General features: G+C 47.8%; 25 protein-coding genes. 13 read left to right on the forward strand and 12 right to left on the reverse strand.

Annotation, left to right across the window (positions count from 1 at the left end):
* Positions 1-39: 39 nt before the first annotated feature.
* Genes mce through ACYVI1_RS12510 form a run of 5 tightly spaced genes read left to right on the forward strand, consistent with a single transcriptional unit; the run spans position 40 to position 5,309 of the window.
* Positions 40-462 carry a methylmalonyl-CoA epimerase gene (mce, locus tag ACYVI1_RS12490; protein WP_460910452.1) on the forward strand — a complete coding sequence of 141 codons (423 nt, stop codon included), beginning with the start codon at positions 40-42 and terminating at the stop codon, positions 460-462.
* Positions 452-2,137 (forward strand): M1 family metallopeptidase, encoded by a 1,686-nt coding sequence (locus ACYVI1_RS12495; protein WP_460910453.1) that lies wholly within the window; start codon positions 452-454, stop codon positions 2,135-2,137. Before mce ends, ACYVI1_RS12495 begins: the two co-directional genes overlap by 11 nt.
* A gap of 51 nt (positions 2,138-2,188) precedes the next feature.
* Complete coding sequence (locus ACYVI1_RS12500; protein ID WP_460910455.1) at positions 2,189-3,295, forward strand: AAA family ATPase; 1,107 nt, start codon at positions 2,189-2,191, stop codon at positions 3,293-3,295.
* 5 nt (positions 3,296-3,300) lie between these two features.
* A complete protein-coding gene (locus tag ACYVI1_RS12505) occupies positions 3,301-3,921 on the forward strand; it encodes a hypothetical protein (RefSeq protein WP_460910457.1) in 621 nt (206 codons plus the stop codon).
* Positions 3,918-5,309: a cystathionine beta-synthase gene (locus ACYVI1_RS12510; protein ID WP_460910460.1), complete on the forward strand. Its 1,392-nt coding sequence runs from the start codon at positions 3,918-3,920 to the stop codon at positions 5,307-5,309. The genes ACYVI1_RS12505 and ACYVI1_RS12510 overlap by 4 nt, the downstream gene beginning before the upstream one ends.
* A 70-nt stretch (positions 5,310-5,379) precedes the next feature.
* Here the strand turns inward: ACYVI1_RS12510 and rsgA are convergent, their stop codons facing one another.
* Positions 5,380-6,306, reverse strand: coding sequence for a ribosome small subunit-dependent GTPase A (rsgA, locus tag ACYVI1_RS12515; RefSeq protein WP_460910462.1), 927 nt, complete (start codon positions 6,304-6,306; stop codon positions 5,380-5,382).
* Positions 6,307-6,373: 67 nt separating this feature from the next.
* Positions 6,374-7,636 (reverse strand): 3-deoxy-D-manno-octulosonic acid transferase, encoded by a 1,263-nt coding sequence (locus tag ACYVI1_RS12520; RefSeq protein ID WP_460910464.1) that lies wholly within the window; start codon positions 7,634-7,636, stop codon positions 6,374-6,376.
* 59 nt (positions 7,637-7,695) lie between these two features.
* Between ACYVI1_RS12520 and ACYVI1_RS12525 the strand changes: the two genes are divergently transcribed.
* Positions 7,696-8,004, forward strand: coding sequence for a phosphoribosylpyrophosphate synthetase (locus ACYVI1_RS12525; protein ID WP_460910466.1), 309 nt, complete (start codon positions 7,696-7,698; stop codon positions 8,002-8,004).
* Positions 8,005-8,059: 55 nt separating this feature from the next.
* The gene (ytxJ, locus tag ACYVI1_RS12530) at positions 8,060-8,389 is read left to right on the forward strand and encodes a bacillithiol system redox-active protein YtxJ (RefSeq protein ID WP_460910468.1); all 330 of its coding nucleotides are present in this window, start codon (positions 8,060-8,062) and stop codon (positions 8,387-8,389) included.
* Between the two features lie 56 nt (positions 8,390-8,445).
* Here ytxJ and folB read toward each other — a convergent pair whose 3' ends face one another.
* The 3 genes from folB to ACYVI1_RS12545 all read right to left on the reverse strand — a co-directional run bounded on the left by folB (position 8,446) and on the right by ACYVI1_RS12545 (position 10,765).
* Positions 8,446-8,796: a dihydroneopterin aldolase gene (folB, locus tag ACYVI1_RS12535; RefSeq protein ID WP_460910470.1), complete on the reverse strand. Its 351-nt coding sequence runs from the start codon at positions 8,794-8,796 to the stop codon at positions 8,446-8,448.
* 89 nt (positions 8,797-8,885) lie between these two features.
* On the reverse strand, positions 8,886-9,746 hold the full coding sequence (locus tag ACYVI1_RS12540) for a DivIVA domain-containing protein (protein WP_460910472.1): 861 nt from the start codon (positions 9,744-9,746) through the stop codon (positions 8,886-8,888).
* 119 nt (positions 9,747-9,865) lie between these two features.
* On the reverse strand, positions 9,866-10,765 hold the full coding sequence (locus tag ACYVI1_RS12545; protein WP_460910474.1) for a WD40 repeat domain-containing protein: 900 nt from the start codon (positions 10,763-10,765) through the stop codon (positions 9,866-9,868).
* Positions 10,766-10,871: 106 nt separating this feature from the next.
* Between ACYVI1_RS12545 and ACYVI1_RS12550 the strand changes: the two genes are divergently transcribed.
* Positions 10,872-11,459 carry a 4'-phosphopantetheinyl transferase family protein gene (locus ACYVI1_RS12550; RefSeq protein WP_460910476.1) on the forward strand — a complete coding sequence of 196 codons (588 nt, stop codon included), beginning with the start codon at positions 10,872-10,874 and terminating at the stop codon, positions 11,457-11,459.
* Positions 11,460-11,559: 100 nt separating this feature from the next.
* Here ACYVI1_RS12550 and ACYVI1_RS12555 read toward each other — a convergent pair whose 3' ends face one another.
* The 3 genes from ACYVI1_RS12555 to ACYVI1_RS12565 all read right to left on the reverse strand — a co-directional run bounded on the left by ACYVI1_RS12555 (position 11,560) and on the right by ACYVI1_RS12565 (position 13,884).
* Positions 11,560-12,219: a response regulator transcription factor gene (locus ACYVI1_RS12555; RefSeq protein WP_460910478.1), complete on the reverse strand. Its 660-nt coding sequence runs from the start codon at positions 12,217-12,219 to the stop codon at positions 11,560-11,562.
* A 57-nt stretch (positions 12,220-12,276) separates the two neighbouring features.
* On the reverse strand, positions 12,277-13,089 hold the full coding sequence (locus ACYVI1_RS12560; RefSeq protein WP_460910480.1) for a sensor histidine kinase: 813 nt from the start codon (positions 13,087-13,089) through the stop codon (positions 12,277-12,279).
* A gap of 120 nt (positions 13,090-13,209) precedes the next feature.
* On the reverse strand, positions 13,210-13,884 hold the full coding sequence (locus ACYVI1_RS12565) for a hypothetical protein (RefSeq protein WP_460910481.1): 675 nt from the start codon (positions 13,882-13,884) through the stop codon (positions 13,210-13,212).
* Between the two features lie 36 nt (positions 13,885-13,920).
* On the opposite strand from ACYVI1_RS12565, the gene ACYVI1_RS12570 reads away from it, so the two are divergent.
* A complete protein-coding gene (locus ACYVI1_RS12570) occupies positions 13,921-14,226 on the forward strand; it encodes a hypothetical protein (protein WP_460910483.1) in 306 nt (101 codons plus the stop codon).
* A gap of 478 nt (positions 14,227-14,704) precedes the next feature.
* On the opposite strand, the gene rfbA is transcribed toward ACYVI1_RS12570, so the two are convergent.
* The 3 genes from rfbA to galE form a co-directional block, all read right to left on the reverse strand.
* Positions 14,705-15,565 (reverse strand): glucose-1-phosphate thymidylyltransferase RfbA, encoded by an 861-nt coding sequence (rfbA, locus tag ACYVI1_RS12575; protein ID WP_460910485.1) that lies wholly within the window; start codon positions 15,563-15,565, stop codon positions 14,705-14,707.
* Positions 15,566-15,644: 79 nt separating this feature from the next.
* Positions 15,645-16,712 carry a dTDP-glucose 4,6-dehydratase gene (rfbB, locus tag ACYVI1_RS12580; RefSeq protein ID WP_460910487.1) on the reverse strand — a complete coding sequence of 356 codons (1,068 nt, stop codon included), beginning with the start codon at positions 16,710-16,712 and terminating at the stop codon, positions 15,645-15,647.
* A 93-nt stretch (positions 16,713-16,805) separates the two neighbouring features.
* Positions 16,806-17,855 (reverse strand): UDP-glucose 4-epimerase GalE, encoded by a 1,050-nt coding sequence (galE, locus tag ACYVI1_RS12585; RefSeq protein WP_460910489.1) that lies wholly within the window; start codon positions 17,853-17,855, stop codon positions 16,806-16,808.
* A 130-nt stretch (positions 17,856-17,985) separates the two neighbouring features.
* On the opposite strand from galE, the gene ACYVI1_RS12590 reads away from it, so the two are divergent.
* Entirely contained in the window at positions 17,986-18,861 is an 876-nt protein-coding gene (locus ACYVI1_RS12590) for a transglutaminase-like domain-containing protein (RefSeq protein WP_460910491.1), read from the forward strand.
* Positions 18,862-18,898: 37 nt separating this feature from the next.
* Here ACYVI1_RS12590 and ACYVI1_RS12595 read toward each other — a convergent pair whose 3' ends face one another.
* Positions 18,899-19,687, reverse strand: coding sequence for an SDR family oxidoreductase (locus tag ACYVI1_RS12595; protein WP_460910493.1), 789 nt, complete (start codon positions 19,685-19,687; stop codon positions 18,899-18,901).
* A gap of 179 nt (positions 19,688-19,866) precedes the next feature.
* Between ACYVI1_RS12595 and ACYVI1_RS12600 the strand changes: the two genes are divergently transcribed.
* From ACYVI1_RS12600 to ACYVI1_RS12610, 3 genes are all read left to right on the forward strand, one after another.
* Entirely contained in the window at positions 19,867-20,448 is a 582-nt protein-coding gene (locus ACYVI1_RS12600) for a LemA family protein (protein WP_460910495.1), read from the forward strand.
* Positions 20,449-20,523: 75 nt separating this feature from the next.
* Positions 20,524-20,958, forward strand: coding sequence for a TPM domain-containing protein (locus ACYVI1_RS12605; RefSeq protein ID WP_460910497.1), 435 nt, complete (start codon positions 20,524-20,526; stop codon positions 20,956-20,958).
* 7 nt (positions 20,959-20,965) lie between these two features.
* Positions 20,966-21,650, forward strand: a 685-nt coding sequence (locus tag ACYVI1_RS12610; protein WP_460910499.1) for a TPM domain-containing protein, incomplete at its 3' end; no start/stop codon positions are given.

The raw sequence follows: 21,650 nt of genomic DNA on the forward strand, positions 1-21,650 counted from the left end.
GCCAGATAGAAAAGTTCTTTTGTCCCGGCCCAGACAACCATGCTAACCAACGTTGAACATATTGGGATTGCCGTTCGCGACATTGCCGCATCGAATGACTTGTTCACAAAAATACTCAACATTGCGCCTTACAAGGCTGAAGCCATTGAATCAGAAGGCGTTACGACTTCATTTTTTCGGGTAAATCAAACCAAAATTGAACTTCTCGAAGCAACCAATCCTGACAGCCCAATTGCGAAGTTTCTGGCCAAAAAAGGAGAGGGTATTCATCACATTGCCTTTGAAGTCGATGATATTGAGACCGAAATGCAGAGGCTAAAAACGGACGGATTTACGTTATTGAATGAGACTCCCAAGCGAGGAGCCGACAATAAATTAGTGTGTTTCCTGCACCTAAAAGGCACCAACGGCGTGTTAATTGAACTGTGTCAGGAAATTAAAGCAGAGCAGAATGAAGTGTAAACCAAATCGTTTGTTAGTTGGATTGCTGTTTTTTGTAGCAACGGTTGCCCACGCCCAGTTGCCCGGCAATGCCGCCCGCTACACCCAGCCCGGCGTTGATGTCAGGAATTACGCATTTACCCTTACCCTGAACGACTCCACCAACCAGATTCAGGGAGAAACGGCCATCCGTTTCTCCCGCGCCGACGACCGGCAAACCGTTTGGTTCGACCTCATCAGCCCTAAATCCGGAACGCCGGACCGTGACTCATCAGGAACCGGAATGAAAGTCCGTGCTGTAAGCCTGCCCGATGGTAAAACTGTACCGTTCAGCCAGCGCAACGACCGGGTATTTGTGAATCTGCCAACTGCTCAACCTGACCAGATATCAGAAGTAGTGATTCGCTACGAGGGGATCCCGGCACGAGGGCTGATAATCAGCCAGAATAAGTTTGGCGAACGAACATTTTTCGGCGATAACTGGCCCAACAACGCCCGGAATTACCTGCCTGTGATCGACCACCCATCCGACAAGGCAACCTGTTCATTTACGGTAAATGCCCCGGCTGTGTATCGGGTCATTGCAAACGGTAAACTTCTGAGTGAAAGCAGTTTGCCAAATGGAAAGAAGCAAACGCGCTGGCAGGAGAATACGCCCATCCCGACGAAAGTGATGGTCATTGGCGCGGCCCGATTTGCGGTCGAAGAAGTGGGTGCGGTTAGCGGGGTGCCGGTGCAAAGCTGGCTCTACCCGAAAGACAGTCAGAAAGGGTTTATCGACTACCGACCGGCGAAAGAGATTCTACAATATTTCATTGATAAAATCGGGCCGTATTCCTACGAAAAATTAGCCAACGTAGAATCAACCACGGTTTTTGGCGGGATGGAAAACGCCAGTTGCATTTTCTATAACGAAAAGGTGATTGTGGGCCGGAAAGATTCGGATGTAGAAGCGTTGCTGGCGCATGAAATTGCCCATCAGTGGTTTGGCAACTCGGCCACCGAGACCGACTGGTCGCAGCTTTGGCTGAGCGAAGGATTCGCCACCTATTTCTCCGCGCTCTACCTCGAACACGCGTATGGTAAAGACACCCTCAACGCCGTGCTGAACCAGAACAAAGGTCAGGTTTTCCGGTACAATGCCCTCAAGCCCAAAGGCACCATTATTGACTCGACCACCACGAATTTAATGGATTTGCTGAACCCAAACTCCTATCAGAAAGGCGGTTGGGTGCTGCACATGCTTCGTCACGAACTCGGCGACGATGTATTCTGGAAAGGCGTTCGGGCGTATTATGAGAAATTCCGCAACAGTAACGCCCAAACCTCCGATTTGCAGGCGGTCATGGAAAGCGTTTCGGGCGAGAAATTAGGTCCGTTCTTTCAGCAATGGCTTTACCAGCCCGGTTACCCCGAAGTGGTTTGGGGAACCAGTTACGACGCGACCAAAAAAGCGTTGGTGATTGATGTTCGGCAGGCACAGCGTACCGGTGCCTTCTTCACAATTCCGCTCACGTTCAGCATCCGGGGCAGCAACGGCCGCGAACTCGCCCGCTCACCCCGCCTGATTATGACCGAACAAACCCAAACGTTCACCGTCCCGCTGTCCACGAAACCTACTTCGGTCATTATTGACCCCGACAATATCGTGTTGATGCGTGCTGTATCGACGGACCGCGTACAAATGGGTAAGTAAATTCCTAACTTACCAACCCGCCCGACCGCGACCAACTAACTGCCTCTTGCCATGCTCAAGCGCGTTTCTATCCAGAATTTCAAGAGCCTGAAAGACGTCACGCTCGACCTTCAGAAAGTTAATCTGCTTATCGGCCCGAACAACTCCGGCAAGACGAATTTTTTGAAGGCGCTGGAGGGGTTCTCTATAAGTGGACAAACTATTGAAGCTTTAGAATCAGTCAGTTTTAAGCATCAACGAGTAAATATTATTTACAAATTTGATTTTCTGCCGGACCCAGAAGGATATATGGCAAAAACTTACGATGAAAGTAAGGGGAAAATATATACCTATCGTCAAGAGTTTGAGATAAAAGATATTGATGATTTTACTAGAGTGGAAACAACAGTCGATGATTGGTTTTTAGACGAAAGTAATAGTAGAAGTAATATCACAATATTTGGTGGACATAGACGTGAATTTTTTGATTTTAAGAATACGAGGATATATCGCCCTGATCCGTCAAAATTAATTCAACAAGTTAAATTTTCAGCAGAGCAAGTAGATTTATTGGCTGATTGTTCTAATCTTGTTTCATTCTATTATTATTCAGATTCTAATTTTAAACGAAACGCAAAAAGAATTCAAGAAGATCTTTCTAAATGTATTCCTGAGATAGCATATTTCACTTTACCACCGGTAAAAGTTGGAAACGAGAGTATGCTTGGATTGCGTTTTTTTGATAAAGACGAAAATGGCTATTGGGCAGATGAAGTGTCAGAAGGCGTTTTATACTTTCTCGCCCTTCTCTGCATCATCAACCAACCAGACCCGCCAAAACTTCTGCTTCTTGAGGAGCCCGAAAAAGGGATTCACCCGCGCCGAATACGGGAAGTGATGGATTTTATTTTTCGTCTGGCTGAAGAAAAAGATGTACAGATTATTCTCACGACGCATAACGAGCATGTATTGGATGATTTTTCAACGCGGCCAGAAGCTGTATTTGTCTTTGATAAAGACGAAGAAGGAGCTACTTATATAAGAAATCTCCAGAAAGACATTATAGAACCAACTAACCAACGGAATCGGGAATTAGGACTTGATGAAATTGATTTGACCACTAACCTAAGTGAAAACTGGCTTTATGGACTGTTAGGAGGAGTTCCGGCTATTCCATGAGTAAAATGAAGTTAACGTATACACTCGTAGGAGAGGGGTTTGCCGAGTACCAGTTTATTCCAGCATATATGGAATGGGTTGCCATCAGTTATCCGCAAATTGAGCAGATAGTCAGAACCAAAATTCAGATTCCTATAACTAAGAATTCGAGTGTATCTAAGGTACTGCAGAGTGGAGCAACTTTATGTGCTCAATCATTCGCTGATACTAAAAATCCGTGTGAACTTTTCATTGCGGGTATAGATTTGGATGAGCCGGACTTCACGGATGATTTAGAAAGACACGACAAACGCCTTCGGGAATTGAAAGAGAAAATGGGCAAAGTCTACAGCCAATACAAAGACAATATTATTCTATACGTGCCTATACAGGTGATTGATTGTTGGGTGTATTACGTTCAGCATAATGCAACGGCAAACAGCCTGGAATCTGTAGGGAAAGACGAAACCAAAAAGAGGGTTTATGGCGAAAAGAATCCTGACCGTCAGCGCATTGAAAAAGTTGTTCGTGAAGCCGCAGCCAAAGCTGATTTTGCTAAACTTGCCAAACAATCCCGTAGTTTCAAACACTTCCACCACCAAGTCACAAACTTCCTGACCCAATACAACAAAACGACACAACCATGAAATATTATAATTCCATCATCGACACCATTGGCAACACGCCGTTGGTGAAACTCAACAAAGTCACGAAGGGCATTCGGGGAACGGTGCTGGCGAAGGTCGAGTATTTTAACCCCGGCAACTCGGTAAAAGACCGCATTGCCATTCGGATGATTGAGGATGCCGAAGCGCAGGGTTTACTGAAGCCCGGCGGCACCATCATCGAAGGCACGAGCGGCAACACGGGCATGGGCCTGGCATTGGCGGCTATCGGCAAGGGCTACAAATGCATTTTCACGATGGCCGACAAACAGTCGCAGGAGAAGATTGATATTCTGCGGGCGGTGGGGGCCGAGGTTGTTGTTTGCCCCACCAACGTTTCGCCCGACGACCCGCGTTCGTATTATTCCGTCGCCAAAAAACTCAACCGCGATATTCCGAACTCGCTCTATCCCAACCAATACGACAACCTCGCCAACACAGCCGCGCATTACGAAACCACCGGTCCCGAACTCTGGCGCGACACCGATGGCAAAATCACGCACTTCGCGGCAGGCGTTGGCACGGGTGGCACCATTTGCGGAACCAGCAAATTCCTGAAAGAACAGAATCCTGACGTGGTGTCGATTGGCTTAGATACTTACGGCTCCGTATTCAAGAAATACAAGGAAACGGGCATCTTTGACGAAGGTGAAATTTATCCGTACTTAACCGAGGGCATCGGCGAAGATATTTTGCCGCAAAACGTCGATTTCAGCCTGATTGACCATTTTGTGAAAGTTACCGATAAAGACGCGGCTATTATGGCCCGGCGATTGTCGCGCGAAGAAGGTTTATTTGTTGGTTGGTCGTGCGGCACGGCAGTGCATGGTGCATTGGAATGGGCGAAGGAAAACCTCACCGACGATGACGTGCTGGTGATCCTGCTACCCGACCACGGCACGCGCTACCTCGCCAAGATTTACAACGATACCTGGATGAAGGATCACGGGTTTCTGGAAGATCGCGCCTTCAAAACGGCCCGCGACATCATCCATCACAAAAATGGCCGGGGTGAAGCATCACATTCGCAACTGACGACTATCGGCGCGGGCGTGTCGGTGAGTCAGGCCATTCACGTGCTGAACCGCTATGGCATATCACAGATTCCGGTTACGGACGAAAACGGCCATATTGTTGGCAGTTTGACCGACTCAACGATTTTAAACCGGCTTATCGAAGACCCAACCGTTAAAGACCATGCCGTAAGCGAACTGATGGACAAACCCTTCAAGTTTGTGGGCTTAGACAACACCATCGACGCGCTTTCGTCGCTGATCGACCGCGATAACAAAGCTCTGCTCGTTCGGGATGAAAAAGAGCAGGTACACATCATTACGCAGGCCGATTTGCTGGCTGCTATGACGAATTAATGAATAATGGTCAATGTATAATGGATATTCGTTATTACTCATTATACATTGACCATTATTCATTTCAATCTCACCGCCGGTTATCTCCGCCCTCTACCATACTCAGGTAGCTCATGTAGCGGCTCTCGGCGATTTCGCCTTCGGCAACAGCATCTTTAATGGCGCAACCCGGTTCGTTGAGGTGCAGGCAATTGTTAAAGCGGCACTGATTCAAACGGTCGCGCATTTCGGGGAAGTAATGGCTGATTTCTTCTTTGGACGTATCCATCAATCCCAATTCTTTAATACCCGGCGTGTCGATGATATACGTTTCGGGAGCCAACTCGAACATTTCGGCGAACGTCGTTGTGTGAACGCCTTTATTGGCAAAGGTCGAAACTTCGTTCGTGCGTAGGTTCAGATCGGGTGCAATGGCGTTCACGAGCGACGATTTGCCCACGCCCGAATGCCCGGATAGTAACGTTACCTTGTGATCGAGTAACTGCCGGAACGCATCGACGCCCTCGCCTTCGGTAGCTGATGTAGACAGGCATTTGTAGCCAATGCGCTCGTACATATCCATGATTTCCTGCTGATACGCCAGCCCTTCCTCGTTCAGAATATCAGTTTTGTTGAACACAACCGCCGTCTGAATGCGAAACGATTCGGCAGAAACCAGAAACCGGTCGATGAAACCAAGTGAGGTGCGGGGCAGGGTTAACGTAGCCAGCAGCACGGCCTGATCGAGATTGGCTGCCAGAATGTGACCGTGCGCCGTTTTGTGGACCGACTGCCGGATGATGTAATTCTGGCGGGGCGAAATATCGGTGATGATGGCCGTATTTTCGACTTTGTCTTCGACCTCAAAGATCACCCGGTCGCCCACGGCAATCGGGTTCGTAACTTTCAGTCCCTGTAATTTGAACTTGCCCTTCAGCCGACCCTGAAAAATATGACCATCCGCATTCCGAATGTCGTACCAGGAGCCGGTAGAGCGGATAACTAAGCCGTTTTGCAATTTTTAAAGAGTGAAAGAGTGAAAGAGTGAAAGACCGGGCCGCAGTGCGGTGCAAAGCTGGCGCGACTTATTCGCTCTTTCGCTCTTTCGCTCTTTCACTTTTTAATTGCTTTACCACTTCCATAACCTTCGCGGTTGCGCCAATGTTCCGTTGCACATAATCACGGCTGACATGAGCCGCTTCCGACGGGTCAGCGTATTGTTTTGTGAAGGCGACCATTAGCTGGGCTGTATTACTTATTGAAAAAGCGGCTCCTTCGCTTACCAAATCGACGGCTTCCTGAAATTTATCGTACTCGGGGCCGAAAAATAGAGGCATCCCGAAGGTAGCAGCTTCCAGAATATTGTGCAGCCCTTGCTTAAACGCCCCGCCAACGTAGGCAAATTCACCGTATTGATACAGCGACGAAAGCATTCCAACGTTATCAAGTAGAAGAACATCGGCGTTGACAGCCTCAGCTTGAGTTACCTGCGAGAAACGTACTGATGGGCGTGTTAACTGACTCCGCCAGCGCTCAATTTCATCCGTATGAATTTCGTGCGGGGCGATGATAACTTTTAACGGCTTATCAAACGTATTTATGAATGGAATCAGGACATCCATATCGGCCTGCCACGCACTGCCAACAACCAGCAGGGGGTAGTCTGCTTTGAACGCATGAACTACCGGAATGCGCTGCTTCGCGGCTGCTACTTGCGCCACCCGGTCGAATCGGGTATCGCCCGCCAGCGTAACGTCCGTAATACCAATCCGTTTCAGCAACTCAATCGACTCCTGATTCTGTACCAGAATATGGTCGAAATAATGAAGCATAGTCTGGTAGAAACCGCCATACGATTTGAAAAACAGTTGATTAGGACGGAAGATAGCCGAAAATGAAATGACCGGTACCTGAACAGCTTTTAATTCGCGAAGGTAGTTGTACCAGAATTCGTACTTAATGAAAAAGGTGATGCGGGGGTTTACCAGCCTGATAAACTGTCGGGCATTAGCAGGTGTATCGGCAGGCAGGTAGATAACATAATCGGCCCCATCGTAGTTTTTTCGCACTTCATAGCCCGAGGGTGAAAAAAAGGTCAGCAAAATTTTATGATCAGGATAGTACGTCCGAAAGGCTTCGATAACGGGTCGGCCCTGTTCAAACTCGCCCAGCGAAGCGGCATGAAACCAAGCGATTGGCGCTGTAGTTCCGGCAAGTTTTTCAGCCAGCAAATCGGCCCAGTTGCGTCGGCCATCGACCCACTTTCGGGCTTTGGGATTAAATGGCGCTACCAGTTGCAGCAGCGTTTGAAAAATAAGAATGCCCGTGTTGTAAATTCCAGGAAACAAGCGAATACGCGGTTGGTTATACTTACAAAGCTACAAACTCCCTATCAAATCCCCCGTTCATGCAAAGCTACGACACACTCACCGAAGCCCTAACCGCCCTCCGTCAGCAGGGATTCACACAGGATTATAATCTTAAACCCGATTGTCTGCACTGCCAGCCTGATAATATCGAGTTAAAACCCGCCGACTTTGACATTGTCGATGTGTACCGGTTTGAAGGAATGACGGATCCCGGCGATTCGGCTGTGTTGTATGCCATCGAAGCCAAAAACGGCAATAAGGGGGTATTAGTTGATGCGTATGGCGCTTACTCCGAGACCATCTCTCATGAAATGGCCGAGAAACTACGTTACACTCCCGAAGATTAACGAACTTTTTGGCGTGGAATAACGCTTTTATGACTACAAAATGTATGTTGATACAATGAACTGGAATAGATTAACGAGTGATACTCAACTTGACGTTATTAAAGAAGAATCTGCCCGGCAACCGATACTTATTTTTAAGCACAGTACAAGTTGCTCTATCAGCGCTATGGCTCTCAGCCGAATGGAGCGCAACTGGAGTGACCAACTGGGGGTGAAACCCTATTACCTTGATTTAATAGCCAATCGTCTCATTTCCAATAAAATTGAGTACGTTTTTGGCGTTGAGCACGAATCGCCCCAGGTGCTTCTGATCCGAAACGGTAAATGTGTTTACGATGCCTCGCACATGAGCATTTCCTTTGCAGGCTTGCAGCAGGCAGTTTGATTAATGTATAATGAATAGCGGTGGCGTAATCATTAACCATTATTCATTATACCCGCTTACTCCTTCAGCGTAATCTTCGCCCGGTGACAAACGCCCCCGATGGGTGGATTGAACTTGGATACGCTAACTTCAACCGCCTGCAAATCAGGATATTTGCTTCGTATTTCCTGAATAATCTGGTGGGCGATGTGTTCAAGCAATCGGGCTGATCGCTGCATTACGCCAGCCGTAATTCGGTATAAATCTTCGTAGTTGACCGTGGCGCTCAGCCGGTCACGGCGGGCCGCTTCCGAGAAGTCGGCGGTTACGACAATATCTACGGAATATTTATTGCCAATTTTCTGCTCTTCGTCATAAAAACCGTGGTAGGAGAAGAATTCGAGTCCTTCTAAAGAAATTGTTCCCATAAGTAATTCAGACTGCCAATTCCCCCAAGTTGCGTCAGTGATTTTACCTGAAACCGGCTGGCGTAGTTTAAGTGTCCAGCCGGTCTTTATTACTTAAACTGGTCGAAAAACGAACCGCCTTTTTTAGGCTTCGGCTCCTCTGATTCCTCGGTGGAGACTGTTTCTGGCTCGGTAGAAACTTGTTCGGCTTCTGCAGCCCCCTGAGAGGCCTCCGGCTGAATGGAATGATGAATGGCTTCATCGAGTTTTTCAACAACAGACTCATCGGTCGGAATGGCCTCGGGAATCGCCGTTTCACGGTCGGTGAGCGGGGGTAACTCAGTAACCGGGGCAGCCGTTTCATCCGCAGCTTGTTTTTTCTCGTCGGCCTGTTGCAGTTCCTCCTTAATTTGATGGGCTACTTCATCGATTTTTCCTTTGAGGTTTTGCTTGACGAATTTTTTCTCAAACCGGTCAACGCTATCGACGGCATTGCTGGCAAGGGAGCGTATTTGGGTGGCCAAATTTTCTTTATACCCTTCCAGGGCTTTGAAATCGTGCTCTAACGATTTCAGGTCGTTCAAAATATTATCTTTCAGGTAACGGGCCTGGTTTTCAGCATCCTGTACCATCAGTGTCGAACGTTTGCGGGCATCGGCCAGGAGTTCGTCGGCCTTTATTTTGGTTTCGCTGATGTATTTTTCACCGGCTTTGTTGGCCTGTTCGGTAATTTGTGCGCTGGTATCTTCGGCTGTTTTTAAAGTTCGGAACAGCGTCATTTCCACTTCTTTTAATTTGCCTAATTCTTTTTCAGCCAGTTCAAGCTGCATTTTCAACATTTTATAGTCGCCGGTTACCCGTTCCCACTCCTGCGATAATGAGCTTAGAAATGCGTCAACATCTTCTGTTTTATAACCGCGCAACCCCTTCTCAAATGTGTGCTGCCGGATTTCGATGGGCGTAATTTTCATTGGTGCGCTTAAGGTTTAGTTAATTACTGGGTAATCAGATAAGGTGAAATAACGTGCTTAATACTGATTTAACAAAAAATAGGCTGAAAAATAGGTGATTCCTATGCAAAGCAATTCTTTCAACTCAATTTCCATACCGAAATTGTTCGGTCATCGCTGGCAGAAAGAAGCTGGTCCTTGTAGGGTGTCCAAAGAACTTTATTGACCGACGTGCCATGGCCTGCATGGCGCGCCCGGTCAACAACCTTCAGCAGCCGATAGCTATCAGCATCCCAGATTTTGATGGATTTATCCATACTGGCAGTAGCCAGCAAACGCCCGTCGGGGCTAAACGCCAGGTGGTTGATTGCAAACATATGGGCCACAATATCATGCTGCGGTTCATAGTTTTTTTCACTGTCCCAAACTTTAAGATGAGCGTCCCGTCCGGCAGTAAGTAAATAGCGGAATTCAGGCGAGTAGACAACGGTGAAAACGGAGTTGGTGTGCGCGGAAATAACTTGTTTAAGCGCCAGTGTTGTCAGATCAAAAATACGCACCGCGTGGTCGCTGTAGCCAACTGCCAATTCGCGCTCAACCGGGTTCACGGCTATGCTCCGTGCCGATTGACCGGCAGCTTTCAGGTGTTTTCGGACAACCATCTGATCAGTATCCACAACGGCGACTACCCCATCTGAAAGGGCCACAAACGCATTATTTTTATAGAACTTGATGTCAAAAAGAGCCGCTGAGGTAAGCTTCAGCGATGCTACTTCCCGTTTCTGAACCGGGTCGATAACATGGATTCCCTCATAATTCTGGCCAACCCATAGCTGTTTGCTTACTGGATGCAGGGCCAGTGCATATACCGAAGCTGGTACAGTAGCGACTAATTCGCCCCGGTCAGGCCGGTCAAGGTGCCATCGTACCACCTGACCATCGCCACCGGCCGAAAAAAAATGTTCGGCCTGTAGGCCTTGCTCAAGTGTATAAACGCAGTCACGGTGGCCGCCGAAGGTATCTATTTTCTCGATTGTCACAGCTCGAAAAGGTTCGGGTTAATTGTCAAAGTTCGTTAATCCTTTGTTTTTTCTGCATTTTTGGTTTGTGACTTTGCAGATAGATATAAACGACGATTGCATAGCTGTGCTTTGTGCCATTACCGAAGACGAACCGACGCTGCGGTCTGAACTGGTGCTTACGGCTTCGGAAGAGGAGGAATTGGCAGGTATCAACCACCCGTCTCAGCGAGTAGAATGGCTGGCGTGCCGGGTAGCTATTCGGCAATTAGTTGAAAAACAAGGCATTACGTACAGGGGGTTACGCAAAGATGCGTTCGGAAAACCCCATCTGATTAATTCCGTCTGGCACATTTCGCTTTCGCACACGAGCGGCTGGGCGGCTGCCGTGCTACATAAAGTGCGACCGGTAGGCATTGATATCGAGCCAATTCGGGACCAGTTCAGACGTGTGGTGCCTCGTGTTTTGTCGGAAGCAGAAGTAATGCATGCTGCCGATAACCCCAATCGATTGGCCGTGTACTGGTGTGCCAAAGAAGCGTTGTATAAACTTTATGGAAAACGCCGGCTCACCTTCCGGGAGCATCTTCATATCGAGCCTTTTGCCGACGGTGCCGCGCACCTGACTGGACACGTTCGCTTACCTGACCACGAAGAGCAATTGATAATTCGTTGTTTCCAGATTGGGCCAGGACTGCTGGCAGTGGCGTTTTAACGAAAACAGCATATGCCATATCTTCAAGATATAGCATATGCTGTTTTCGTTAAAACGTGATGATTGATGAGATCAACAACTACAGACCATTTGTAACTTGTCAGACCAGCCCATTCTTAAAGGCGTAGGCGACCATGCCAGCCGTGTTTTTAGTGCCGGTTTTTTCAAGAATCCGCAGTCGGTGGCCTTCAACCGTTCGGGGGCTAAGAAAAATCTTTTCACTGATTTCGTTCGTAGAAAGACCTTCGCAGATAAGGGCCAATACTTCTTTTTCCCGTTCTGAGAGTAAAATTTTGCTGTTGTAGAATGAATTGACTGGCTTATCTACTTTTGTTTTATTGGTCATTTTACGAAGCATGGCTTTCGAGACGAATTCGTTCAGATAGACGCCCTCATCCATAACCTTACGAATGGCCTTTTCCACTTCGCCAGCTTCTGCATCTTTGAGCAGATAGCCGCTAACTCCCTTCTCGAGCAGGTGCAGCACCATTCGGTCTTCGTCGTGCATAGTCAGTACCACAATTTTCACGAGTGGATAATGCTCGTGCAGGTAATCGGCGGTAGCGGTGCCATCCATTACGGGCATTTGCAGGTCGAGCAGGACAACGTCGGGTGTTTTGCGGGAAATCCTATCAATTAATTCCTGACCATTTGCGGCTTCAAGAATTAGTTCAAAGTCGTGTACCTGGCCAAGAATAGTTGCCATCCCGACGCGAAATAAATTGTGATCGTCGCAGAGGGCCAGTTTAATTTTTCTCATGGAGGAAGGCGATTTAGAAACCGATGGCGTACATACCGGTTGGTACCAGTCGGCAAATTAACTTAATAAATCAACAGGTTGGGCTTCGTGTAGTTGAACCTGTACATGAATCTGTGACCCTCGTCCGGGGGCTACATCGAACGTTACATGTCCATTCACGACGCTGAGCCGGCTTTCAATATTTTGCAGGCCAAGCCCACTCTGTCGATTCTCGGTCACGGCATCAAAATCGAACCCAATGCCATCGTCCACCACCGATAAACGAACCTCGTTGTTAAAGCTAATCAATTGAATCAGAATATGCCTGGCGCGGGCGTGCCGAATTGCGTTATTGACCAATTCCTGCGAGATTCGGTAGAGCATCAGGTCAAAGCCGGGCGGAAAATGAACATCCGATTCAGGGTAGGTCAACTGTACTGCTGTGTCGCCATCCGAAGCACGGTCGGCCAGTTCTTCAAGGGCCGCCAGGAGTCCAAATCGTTCGAGTGTTGTGGGTACTAAGTTGCGGCTGATGCGTCGGACGTTGGTCATGGTTTCGTCAATCATGGACCGGGTTTTCTGAAACTGAAAACCAACCTTACCTTCTCCTCCTACCTGTTTTTCCAACTGGTTCAGGCTCATTTTCATTACCGACAACATCGTGCCGATGCCATCGTGCATGTCTTCGGCCAGCCGTTTGCGTTCTTCTTCCTGCCCCCGGAGAGTAGCCGCCATGAGGTCACGCCGATGCTTGGCCTGTAATTCTTTAAATGCCAGTTGCTGATTTGCCTGTTTTTGCTGGTAATAGGCCACGAAGATGATGATGAACACCGCCATCACCAACAACACCGCCGTACCGACGGCAATTACAAAACCAGTGTCTATCGACATTATAGCTGCTTACAGTCAATATGCGTTAAGTAAAATTGGGTAATTACCGACTGAATACCAATGACTTGCCTGTACTTTTGAGCGAACGGTATGCTTCAGGAAATAGAACAGTATCTCGTTTTACAGTAAGTTTTCCCGATCATATTTACTCACCCACAATCCCACAGTAAAGAATAGGCAGAATACTAAAAATAAAATCTGACTGATGTTCCAGTATAGATCAAACGTATCTTCAGATGTGCTGTTCATATCATAGATATATGCTGCGGATAAGAAGATAAAAAATGTTCCGGCAGAATAAATTAATAAACCGGCATTTACCCAAAACATACTAAAAAGCAGAATGTTTTTTACCCTCAGCTTAGCCAGTAAATTATTGAAATAGACTAAGCAAATTAATATAGAAAATAATTTAACAACAGATTGACTTTGTGCAGAAGTAGCGTTTGACTGATAAAATAATAATGTCGCTAAAAATGATAGTATTGTTAGCGCTAATAAGGCTGATCGCAGAAAATTAGTCTGGAAAGAGAGCCTATAAATGGCACCAATCAATAAAACCTCAAAACTTGCCTGAATATTCTGAGTAAATAGATTGTTGAAGCTCTGCAAACTTAACCAAAGAGCGTAGGTGTCTTTAATAAAATACAATGCGAATAATACAATACCGATCTTTAATTCCAGTTTTACGTAGCGGTAAACAGATAGACCTACTAATAGTGGAATTAAACTTCCTATGTGTGAAATAAAATCAATTGGAAACGCTAAAATTTGCTCATAAAGTTTAGACCACATTTCAGTGTATAAAAATTAAATTAATTATTAAGCACAATGCCTTGGGCATGTGTGACCATCACCCAGGGATCTATCGCCCCCGCTTTCCGGCATATCTTTCGTGCCAGCTATGTCGTCAAAAATGGGCATGTCTTTCCCGGTTGCGTCAACACCTGTCAGCAATATGCGGGGCTTGAGTTGACCTTTGCCAGGTTTAGTTGGTTTGCCGTTATCATCTTCCCAGCGTTTGCCGTAATGGACACGCAAGCCCACACAGTCTGGCTGTCTGAGCAGGTGCATTACCTGATTAAGACCGAAAAATTCCGAGCGGATATACTCGTCCTCGGAAAGACCGCAAGCTAATTTAGCGGCTCGATGGGCCGCTTTTAGTGCTTTTGTTTCTCTGGAGTCGAGAATACGACCCGCGTTCTTGGTGAAAACAGACATGATAGAGCGTGCTGGAATTAGGTAATGTTGGTTGCTTATGGAGGGATATGGTCGGAAAGCCACTCTAAAGTAAGCCTGTTCTTGGCTTTAACACCATTTGTATATTTTTATTTAAATTTGATAACTATCTACTAATCAATATGTTATGCCGCTTATATAATTTGCGAATACGTAGTTTTACCTGGTAAAGTGCGGATTTTTGCTTGTATTCGTTAAGGAACTTAAAATCGGTGTTTCTGCGCTTAAACCGATCATTCTGTTGATATACCTTTGTTCTGTAGCTGGTTGATGACAACTGGCAGCGACATTTCTCATAGGTTAGGTTAAGAACGAAAAGCCGGGACAACTTGCCCCGGCTTTTTTTTGACTTTTTTAAGTTGATAGCAACTGGAAGCTACGTCAATAAATTTAGCAGATAGGCCCCATAACCGCTCTTGATTAAGGGTTTGGCGATGCTGGCTAATTGCTCAGCGTTGATAAACTTCATGCGGTAGGCAATTTCCTCAATACAGCCAATTTTTAAACCCTGTCGCTCTTCAATAACGTGAACGAACTGCCCGGCCTGCATCAGCGACTCAAAGGTGCCTGTATCGAGCCAGGCTGTTCCCCGGTCTAACACACCGACTTTCAACTGGCCCCGTTCCAGATAAACCCGATTCACGTCCGTAATTTCCAGTTCACCCCGGGGCGATGGCTTAATGTTTTTTGCAATCCCGACGACGTTGTTATCGTAAAAATACAAGCCTGGTACAGCGTAGTTCGATTTGGGTTTCTCCGGTTTTTCTTCAATAGACTTTACGTTGAAATGTTCATCGAATTCAACAACACCGTACCGCTCCGGGTCATGCACCTGATAGGCATAAACCACGCCCCCGGTTGGGTCGTTGTTGGCCTGCAGCAGTTTTGATAAACCTGAGCCGTAAAAAATATTATCGCCCAGTACGAGTGCTACTTTATCCTGGCCAATAAATTCCTCGCCAATGATAAAGGCCTGTGCCAGGCCGTCGGGGCTGGGCTGAACGGCGTAGCTAAACCGGCAGCCAATGCGCTCGCCATCGCCGAGGAGTTTCTCGAAATGCGGCAAATCGTGGGGGGTCGAAATAATCAGAATTTCGCGGATGCCTGCCAGCATCAGAATCGACAGCGGATAATAAATCATCGGCTTGTCGTAAACAGGCATCAATTGTTTAGAAACCGCCAGCGTAAGCGGATGAAGACGGGTGCCAGAGCCTCCGGCAAGGATAATTCCTTTCATAATTTAGCGTGGAGCCGGGAGCGGGGTGCGCGGGTTGAGAGTGTTTTTACCCCTGCTCCGTGCGCCCTTCGCCCTGCCATTAACGATTTGCGTACATTCCCTGGTAATAACTCTGGTAAGTGCCGGACGTGACGTTGTCTAACCACGTCTGATTTGCTAAAAACCAGTCAACCGTTTTTTCGAGACCTTCCTCGAATTGCAGCGAAGGTTGCCAACCCAACTCATTCATAATCTTGTGGGCGTCGATGGCATAGCGCAGGTCGTGTCCGGCGCGGTCGGTCACGTAGGTAATCAGTTGGGCTGATGTGCCTTCGGGTCGACCGAGTTTGCGATCCATAATCTGGCACAGCAAATGAACGATGTCGATGTTTTTCCACTCGTTGAAGCCGCCGATATTATACGTCTCCCCAAGCCTGCCCGTATGAAAAACCGCATCGATAGCGCGGGCATGATCGACCACAAACAGCCAGTCGCGAACGTTTTCGCCTTTCCCATAAACGGGCAAGGGCTTGTTGGTCTGGATGTTATGAATCATGAGCGGAATCAACTTCTCCGGAAAATGATTTGGGCCGTAGTTGTTTGAGCAGTTCGACAGCACAACCGGGAGTTTGTAGGTGTTGCCGTAGGCACGAACGAAATGGTCCGAAGCAGCTTTCGATGCCGAATAGGGCGATTGCGGGTCGTAAGGGGTTTCTTCAGTAAAGAAATCCTCCGGGTTGTGCAGCGAGCCATACACCTCGTCGGTCGAAACATGATAAAACCGCTTACCTTCATAACCAGCATTGCCCCCGGCGGCTTTCCACCTATTTTTGGCCGTGTTGAGCAGATTGACCGTTCCAACAACGTTGGTCATCACAAACGACATTGGATCGGTTATGGACCGGTCAACGTGCGACTCAGCCGCGAGGTGAATGACCCCATCGAACGACAATTCAGCGAACATGTCCTCCAGAAATTTCGCGTCGGTAATATCGCCTTTTATGAAGGTGTAATTGGGTGCATTTTCGATGTCAGTCAGATTAGCCAGATTACCGGCATAAGTCAGCGCATCGAGATTATAAATCTGATATTCGGGATATTTCGTAACGAATAACCGAACAACATGCGATCCAATAAAGCCGGCTCCACCGGTAATCAGAAGTTTCATTTTTCTTACGTTATAAAGTTATAGAGTTCTTAAGTCATGGAGTCGTAAAGCTGTGTAGTGTTACAAGAGAATGGCCCGTAACACGATATAACGTTATGACTCTATAACTTTAGAACTGATTTTCTGCTGCCAACGCCACGCATCGCGCAGGGATTCGGCTAATGAACGACGAGCCTGCCAATTCAGCACCTGATTTGCTTTCGAGACATCGGCATATACTTTTTCAACGTCACCTGCCCGGCGCGGGCCAATCGTGTAGTTCAGCTTAACACCTGTTTCCTGCTCGAACGTTTTAATGATGTGCAGAACCGTTTCGCCCCGCCCCGTTCCTACATTAATGACGTTGTAACTGGTCTCGTCGTCACTTTCCATTAATTTACGAAGGGCCTGCACATGCGCTTCGGCCAAATCCATCACGTCGATATAATCACGAATACAAGTACCGTCGGGCGTGTCATAGTCGTTGCCGTAAACCGTCAGGCTGGACCGAATGCCAGCCGCAGCCTGTGTAATGAATGGTATCAAATTGGCTGGAACACCCAGCGGTAATTCACCGATTTGTGCCGACGGATGCGCCCCAATGGGGTTGAAATACCGCAACGCCATTGCCCTGACGGGCACCTGCGCCCGCACGGCATCCCGAATAATGTCTTCGCCAATGGCTTTTGTATTGCCGTAGGGCGATTGCGCCGGTAGTCGGGGTGTTTCTTCGGTTACGGGCAGGTGTTCGGGTTGGCCATAGACCGTGCAGGATGATGAAAATACAAAGTTTTTCACCTTATAGGTTGGCATCAGTTCCAGGAGCAGCAGCAACGAGTCGAGGTTGTTTCGATAGTATTTCAGGGGCTGCATTACCGATTCACCCACGGCTTTGTGAGCTGCAAAGTGAATAACACCAATTGGCGCTTCTTTCTGGAAAATGTCCTTCATCGCAGCCCTGTCGTTGCAGTCCACCGGGTAGCAGGTTACATCGCGCCCCAGAATGGCCCTGAGACCGTTGAGCGCCGAACGTTCGGAGTTAGAAAAGTCATCGACAATGACTGGTTCAAAACCAGCGTCAACTAAGGCGACAACTGTGTGGGAGCCAATGAAACCGGCTCCGCCAGTGACCAGAATTTTAGGAGAAGAGGCTGTAGTAGTCAAACCGTTTTTTATAAAAATTTTGTTGCTACTTTAGTATAGCAACTCGTAAATCCAGACAAAAGTAGTACATTCAGGAGGTTTACGAAAACACTTTTTATTCCGGGGTTATCCTATTAAGCAGCACAAAAGAATGAACGACAAGGAGTTAAAAGCCCTTATCTCGCTCTTAGACGATGAAGATCGGGAGGTGGTTAAGCATGTTGAAGAGCGAATTCGGCAAATGGGCGGGCAAATGATTCCGTTTTTAGAGTCTGAATGGGAGGGCAGCTTTAACCCCGAATTGCAAAAGCGTATTGAAGAACTAATTCACGACCTCCAGTACGAAACCGTTCTGGATCGCATGCGCGACTGGAAAAACGGAGGGGGCATGGACTTGCTCGAAGGGCTTTGGATCATAGCCACCTATCAATATCCCGACCTTTCGCTTGACAAATTAAAGCAGGATGTTGAGCAGTTGTTCTACGACGTTTGGGTGGATTTTAAACCAGATATGCACCCCGATGAGCAAATAAAGGCGATGAATACAGCCTTTTTTTCAAAGCTGAAATTTGCGCCAAACACCAAACATTTCCACTCGCCAGCCAATTCGATGATTAACCAGGTGCTCGAATCGCGCCGGGGTAATCCAATCACCTTGTGTGTGCTCTATATGCTCATTGCCAAGCGGCTGAACCTGCCGGTTTATGGTGTCAATTTGCCTAATCTGTTCGTATTGACGTATAAGAACAAGAGTGGCGTCCAGTTTTACATTAATGTGTTCAACCGGGGGCTAGTCTTCACAACTAAAGACATCGACCAATACATTGATCAACTAAATATCAATCGGTTAGATACGTTCTATCAGCCTTGCACCAACGCCGATATTATTCGGCGGGTGTTGCGAAACCTGACGCTGGCCTTTGAAAAAATCGGTGATACAGAACGGGTTCAGGAAGTGGAGCAAATTCTGAATACCGTTCGGGACGACGGCGACGGCTTGCCCCTGTCGGATTATACCCAGCGGTAGAAGTAAGTTCGAGCCGGACCACAAACTTCAAACAGCATTACAAACTCCCGGTCTTTCCGCCATCGACCGGAACATTGATGCCATTAATTGAGGCTGCTGCGGGTGTGCATAAAAACGCTACAGCCGCAGCCACTTCCTCGGCTGTAGCAAATCGGCCGGTTGGAATTTCGCTTTCCATTTGTGCTGACGTTTCCTGTTCTGTCTTGCCCGACGCCTTCGCCCGCATCGCCAGTACGGCCTCTAAACGAGCCGTTTGCGTGTAGCCCGGCAGCACATTATTAACCGTTATGCCGAAGCGGGCAATCTCCAACGAAAGCGTTTTGGCCCATTGGGCAACGGCTCCCCGAATGGTGTTTGATACGCCCAGGCCAGCAATTGGCTGCTTGACCGACGTTGAAATAATGTTAACAATACGCCCATAGCCTGCCTGTTTCATGGCCGGAAAAACGGCCTGAACCAACACCTGATTAGTAAGCAGGTGATTATGAAACGTTTGCACGAATTCATCGGATTTAGCCTCGATCAACGGGCCACCCGCCGGACCGCCTGTATTATTTACCAGAATATGCAGACCCGGAAATTGCGCTACATGCTGCGAAATGGCTGCCTGCACAACGTCGGGCTGGCTAAAATCGGCAACGATGTAGCGGTGCGTTTGCCCTTTTGTTGAATCTAAACCGGCAAGGGTCGTTTTCAATGATTGTTCATTTCGGGCCATCAGGACAACATTAGCCCCCAGTAAGGCCAGTTCAATGGCCGAAGCTCGCCCAATTCCCTGTGTACTGCCACAAACAAGCGCAGTTTTTCCAGTTAAATCAAGATTCATCAGGAAGATATTAAGTTAATTGGCTGACGGCTAAAAAGACAAAACAGACTACTACCAGTTATCAATACAAATCGTCAGCAAAGATGAGAAAAACGCCGTTGGCGTAGTATTGTGTCGACAAATTAACGAGTTTTGGCCAACTTTGAATCCAGTAATAACCTTTTGCATTCTAAAAAACCATGTCGAAGACATTAATTATCGTGGTGGTCGTTGCCCTGTTTTTGGGTATGTATGGCTGTAGTTCGTACAATGGCCTGGTTCAGACCGATACAACCGTACAGGAAAAGTGGGCACAGGTGCAAACGCAATACCAGCGTCGGGCCGACCTGATTCCAAACCTGGTTCGGACGGTGCAGGGAGCCGCCAATTTTGAGAAAGGGACCCTGGTAGCTGTTCAGGAAGCACGTTCTAAAGCGACCAGCATTAACCTGACTGCCGATCAGTTGACGCCTGAAAACATTCAAAAGTTTCAGGCAGCCCAGGATCAGGTGAGCGGTTCATTGTCTCGGCTGCTGGCCGTTGCTGAAAACTATCCGAACCTGAAAGCAAATCAGAACTTTCTGGAACTGCAGGCACAGTTGGAAGGAACTGAAAACCGGATTTCCGTTTCCCGAAATGATTTCAACGGAGCCGTTAAAACCTACAACCAGTCGGTCCGGTCGTTCCCGAACAATATTTTTGCCGGTATTTTTGGCTTCCCTGTAAAAGGCTTCTTTGAGGCTTCACAGGCGGCTCAAAGCGCACCAACGGTACAATTCTAAGTAAGCGAGGAGCATGGGGCGAGGAGCAGGGTTGTATGGCCCCGCCCCGCGCTCCCTGCCCCCTGCTCATAGCCTATGCAAACAAACCCGTTCACCCCCAACGAGCAACAGCGTATTGTGGAGGCCATCCGACAGGCTGAAAAAGCGACATCGGGTGAAATTCGGGTACATGTTGAACCGCATTGCGCGAATGCCGACCCGGTAGAGCGCGCCATTGACGTGTTTGCCCGATTAGGAATGCACCAGACGCAGGAGCAAAATGGTGTGCTGTTTTATCTCGCTCATGCCGACCGCAAATTTGCCGTCATTGGTGATAAAGGAATTGACGCAAAAGTGCCTGCAAATTTTTGGGAAAGTACGAAAGACCTGCTCCGCAGTCATTTTAAAGACGGCCAGTATGCAGAAGGGCTAAGCCGGGGAATAGAGCGGGCCGGGGAACAGTTGAAACAGTATTTTCCATACGCCAGCGAGGACAAAAATGAACTCGCCGACGACATTTCGTTTGACTAATACTGCCGTGAACGTACCCCTTTTTATTGACTACATAGTTCGACTGTTGCGTATTGGATTCGTTATCTGCCTGTTCGTTAATCCAGTCAGTTTGCGGGCACAGGACTCCGCAACGGATGCTGGCACGTCGGCTGATGCGGTCATCCCCAATAAGCCAAATCCGCCCCGTTTAGTCAACGATTTTGTTGGTATATTGAGTAGCACCGAGCGCGCACAACTTGAAGAGAAACTACGGGTTTATAATGACTCGACCTCAACTCAGATTACGATTGTTATTGTCAAAACCACCGAACCATATCCTATTGGCGATTTTGCCTTTCAGGTTGGTCGAAAATGGGGCGTTGGGCAGCAAGGCAAGAATAACGGCTTAGTCCTGGCCTGGGCTACCCAGACCCGCAAAATTTTCATTGCGCCCGGCTACGGCTTAGAAGGAGCCATTCCCGATGCCATTGCCAAACGAATCATCACCAATACCATTGCGCCTGCCTTCAAACAGGAGCAGTATTATCAGGGCCTGGACGCAGCCACGACCGAGATTATTCAACGGGCCAAAGGTGAATACCAGGCCGAGCCGGAAACGACCGGCGATGATGGCGATGCGAGTACATTCTTTATGATCCTGATTGTCTTTCTGGTAATCATCTTCATCATCGCGCGTCGAAAAGGGGGCGGGGGCGGTAGTAATCGGAATC

It is taken from the genome of Spirosoma areae, from assembly GCF_054781775.1.